The following is a 3,676-nucleotide window of genomic DNA, read 5'->3' on the forward strand; positions in this document are numbered from 1 at the left end:
GCCAGGTCGGCGGCCCGGTGACCTTGTCGGTGCGCCCCGAGCGCGTCAGCCTGAATGGCTCCAGTGAAAGCTGCGTCAACCGATTCTCCGGGCGCGTGGCCGAGTTCATCTACCTGGGCGACCACGTGCGGGTGCGCCTGGAAGTCTGCGGCAAGACCGATTTTTTTGTGAAACAACCGATCGCCGAGCTGGACACAGCCCTGGCGGTCGGCGACGTGGTACCGATTGGCTGGCAAGTCGAGCACGTTCGCGCACTCGACCCACTTCTAGAGGCGAATTGATCGCCCCCTTGCTTCACCAACCTCGCACGTGGAGAGAACAACAATGTTGAGATCCCTGAAATATTCCGCCCTGGCTCTGAGCTTGATGGGCGCGACACAGGCCATGGCAGGCCCTGATTTGACGGTGGTGTCCTTTGGTGGCGCGAACAAGGCGGCGCAGGTCAAGGCCTTCTATGCACCGTGGGAAAGCGCGGGCAACGGCAAGATCGTCGCCGGTGAATACAACGGTGAAATGGCCAAGGTCAAGGCCATGGTCGACACCAAGAGCGTGTCCTGGGACCTGGTGGAAGTGGAGTCGCCGGAACTGTCCCGTGGCTGTGACGAAGACATGTTCGAGCCCCTGGACCCGAAACTGTTCGGCAACCCGGGCGACTACGTGAAGGGCGCGATCCAGCCGTGCGGCGTGGGTTTCTTCGTGTGGTCCACGGTGCTGGCCTACAACGCCGACAAACTGAAAGCACCGCCAGGCGGCTGGGCCGATTTCTGGGACACCAAGAAATTCCCGGGCAAACGCGGCCTGCGCAAGGGCGCCAAGTACACCCTGGAATTCGCCTTGATGGCTGACGGTGTGGCGCCGAAGGATGTGTACAAGGTGCTGGCCGGCAAAGATGGCCAGGACCGTGCGTTCAAGAAGCTCGATGAGCTCAAGCCGTATATCCAGTGGTGGGAAGCGGGCGCCCAACCGCCGCAGTACCTCGCTTCTGGCGACGTGGTGATGAGTTCTGCCTACAACGGCCGGATCGCTGCCGTGCAGAAAGAAAGCAATTTGAAAGTGGTGTGGAACGGCGGGATCTACGATTTCGACGCCTGGGCCATTCCAAAAGGCCTGGCCAAGGACCGTGCTGACGCGGCGAAGAAGTTCATCGCCTTCTCGGTGCAGCCGCAGCAGCAGAAGACCTATTCGGAAAACATCGCCTACGGCCCGGCCAATACCCAGGCGGTACCGTTGCTGGCGAAGGACATCCTGAAGGATATGCCGACTACCCCGGAAAACATCGCCAACCAGGTGCAGATCGACGTGAGCTTCTGGGCGGATAACGGTGAGCAACTGGAGCAGCGCTTCAATTCCTGGGCTGCCAAGTAACCACCGCACCCAGGGTGGATGGGCTTTTTGTGGCGAGGGGGCTTGTCCCCCGTTGGGCTGCGAAGCGGCCCCAAAACCAGCCACCGCGGTCAGTCTAATAAACCACAGTGGCTTTACTGGGGCTGCTGCGCAGCCCAACGGGGGACAAGCCCCCTCGCCACAGGTGTGGGCCTTCACAGGTCTGCATTCTTTTTTACGATCCGGAGTTCGCCATGGCCCTCGCCATTCCCAGCCCCACCCTGAAACAGCGCCTGGCGCGTGCCGAGCGGCTCAACCGCTGGAAGGCCCAGGCCCTGATCGCGCCATTGGTGGTGTTTTTGCTGCTGGTGTTCCTGGTACCGATTGTGGCGCTGCTCTACAAAAGCGTCGGCAACCCGGAAGTGGTGGGCGGCCTGCCGCGCACGGTGGTGGCGGTGACGGCCTGGGACGGTCGTGGCCTGCCCGGCGAGCCGGTGTACCAGGCCATCAGCGAGGACCTGGGCGAAGCCCGGAAAAACTCGACCCTGGGCGACCTCTCCAAACGCTTGAACATGGAGCTGGCGGGCTATCGCAGCCTGCTGACGAAAACCGCGCGGGCGCTGCCGTTCACCGAAGCGCCTGCCTCCTATAAAGAAGCGCTGGAAAACCTCGACGAACGCTGGGGCGACCCGGCGTACTGGCAGGCGATCCGGCGCAACACCAGCAGCCTCACGCCATACTACTTGCTGGCCGCCGTCGATCACCGCATCGACGACCTCGGCGAAATCGCCCCGGCCACCCCGGACCAGGCGATCTACCTCGATATCTTCGCCCGTACGTTCTGGATGGGCCTGGTCATCACCGTGTGCTGCCTGCTGCTGGCCTATCCGTTGGCTTACCTGCTGGCCAACTTGCCGGCGCGGCAAAGCAACCTGCTGATGATCCTGGTGCTGCTGCCGTTCTGGACCTCGGTGCTGGTGCGCGTGGCGGCCTGGATCGTGTTGCTGCAGTCCGGCGGCTTGATCAACAGCGCGCTGATGGGCATGGGCCTGATCGATAAACCGGTGGAACTGGTGTTCAACCGGCTCGGCGTCTACATCTCCATGGTGCACATTCTGTTGCCGTTCATGATTTTGCCGATCTACAGCGTGATGAAAGGCATCTCGCCCACCTACATGCGGGCGGCAATCTCCCTGGGCTGCCACCCATTCGCCAGCTTCTGGCGCGTGTACTTCCCGCAGACCTACGCAGGCGTTGGTGCCGGCTGCCTGTTGGTGTTCATTTTGGCGATTGGCTACTACATCACCCCGGCCTTGCTGGGCAGCCCGAACGACCAGATGGTCAGCTACTTCGTGGCCTTCTACACCAACACCAGCATCAACTGGGGCATGGCCACGGCCTTGGGCGGCTTGTTGCTGCTGGCCACCGTGGTGCTGTACCTGATCTACAACTGGCTGGTGGGCGCCAGCCGCCTGCGCCTGAGCTAAGGAGACCGTTGCGATGCTGAGCCCTTATATGTCGCCCGTGGAACGGGTCTGGTTCTACAGCTTGCGGATCCTCTGCGGCCTGATCCTGTTGTTCCTGATCTTGCCGGTGCTGGTGATCATCCCGCTGTCGTTCAACAGTGGAAGTTTCCTGGTCTACCCGCTGCAAGGTTTCTCGCTGCACTGGTACCAGGATTTCTTCGGTTCGGCGGAATGGATGCGCGCCCTGAAGAACAGCATCATCGTGGCTCCGGCGGCTACAGTGCTGGCGATGGTGTTCGGCACGCTGGCGGCGATTGGCCTGACCCGGGGGCACTTTCCCGGCAAGGCGCTGGTGATGGCCCTGGTGATTTCGCCGATGGTAGTGCCCGTGGTGATTATCGGTGTGGCCAGTTACCTGTTCTTCGCGCCGCTGGGCCTGGGCAACAGCTTCTTCTCGCTGATCGTGGTGCACGCGGTGCTGGGCGTGCCGTTTGTGATCATCACCGTGTCGGCGACCTTGCAAGGGTTCAACCATAACCTGGTGCGGGCGGCGGCCAGCCTGGGCGCGTCACCGCTGACGGCGTTTCGCCGGGTGACCTTGCCGTTGATTGCCCCGGGGGTGATTTCGGGTGCGCTGTTCGCCTTTGCCACCTCGTTCGATGAAGTGGTAGTGACGCTGTTCCTCGCCGGGCCCGAGCAGGCAACCTTGCCACGGCAGATGTTCAGCGGCATCCGTGAAAACCTCAGCCCTACCATTGCCGCCGCAGCGACCTTGTTGATCGCGTTCTCGGTGGTGTTGTTGCTGACCCTGGAATGGCTGCGCGGGCGCAGCGAGAAACTGCGTACGGCCCAGGTCTAAAGCCAAACAGAGATCAAAATGTGGGAGC

At 62.1% G+C, this 3,676-nt stretch carries 4 protein-coding genes; all 4 read left to right on the top strand.

The window, feature by feature from the left end:
* The coding region (locus tag HX846_RS18710; RefSeq protein WP_178965874.1) for a TOBE domain-containing protein at positions 1–281 on the top strand (281 nt) is incomplete at its 5' end.
* Between the two features lie 43 nt (positions 282–324).
* Positions 325–1,365, top strand: coding sequence for an ABC transporter substrate-binding protein (locus HX846_RS18715; RefSeq protein ID WP_003210973.1), 1,041 nt, complete (start codon positions 325–327; stop codon positions 1,363–1,365).
* Positions 1,366–1,577: 212 nt separating this feature from the next.
* Positions 1,578–2,810 (top strand): ABC transporter permease, encoded by a 1,233-nt coding sequence (locus HX846_RS18720; protein ID WP_003210972.1) that lies wholly within the window; start codon positions 1,578–1,580, stop codon positions 2,808–2,810.
* 13 nt (positions 2,811–2,823) lie between these two features.
* Positions 2,824–3,648 (top strand): ABC transporter permease, encoded by an 825-nt coding sequence (locus HX846_RS18725; RefSeq protein ID WP_003210970.1) that lies wholly within the window; start codon positions 2,824–2,826, stop codon positions 3,646–3,648.
* Positions 3,649–3,676: the final 28 nt, after the last annotated feature.

The organism is Pseudomonas sp. K5002 (assembly GCF_013386655.1).
Classification (GTDB): domain Bacteria; phylum Pseudomonadota; class Gammaproteobacteria; order Pseudomonadales; family Pseudomonadaceae; genus Aquipseudomonas.

Bases quoted from the DNA above. Each gene is read 5' to 3' on its own strand.
- HX846_RS18715 (WP_003210973.1), top strand. From the start codon at position 325: ATGTTGAGATCCCTGAAATATTCCGCCCTGGCTCTGAGCTTGATGGGC.
- HX846_RS18725 (WP_003210970.1), top strand. From the start codon at position 2,824: ATGCTGAGCCCTTATATGTCGCCCGTGGAACGGGTCTGGTTCTACAGC.
- HX846_RS18720 (WP_003210972.1), top strand. From the start codon at position 1,578: ATGGCCCTCGCCATTCCCAGCCCCACCCTGAAACAGCGCCTGGCGCGT.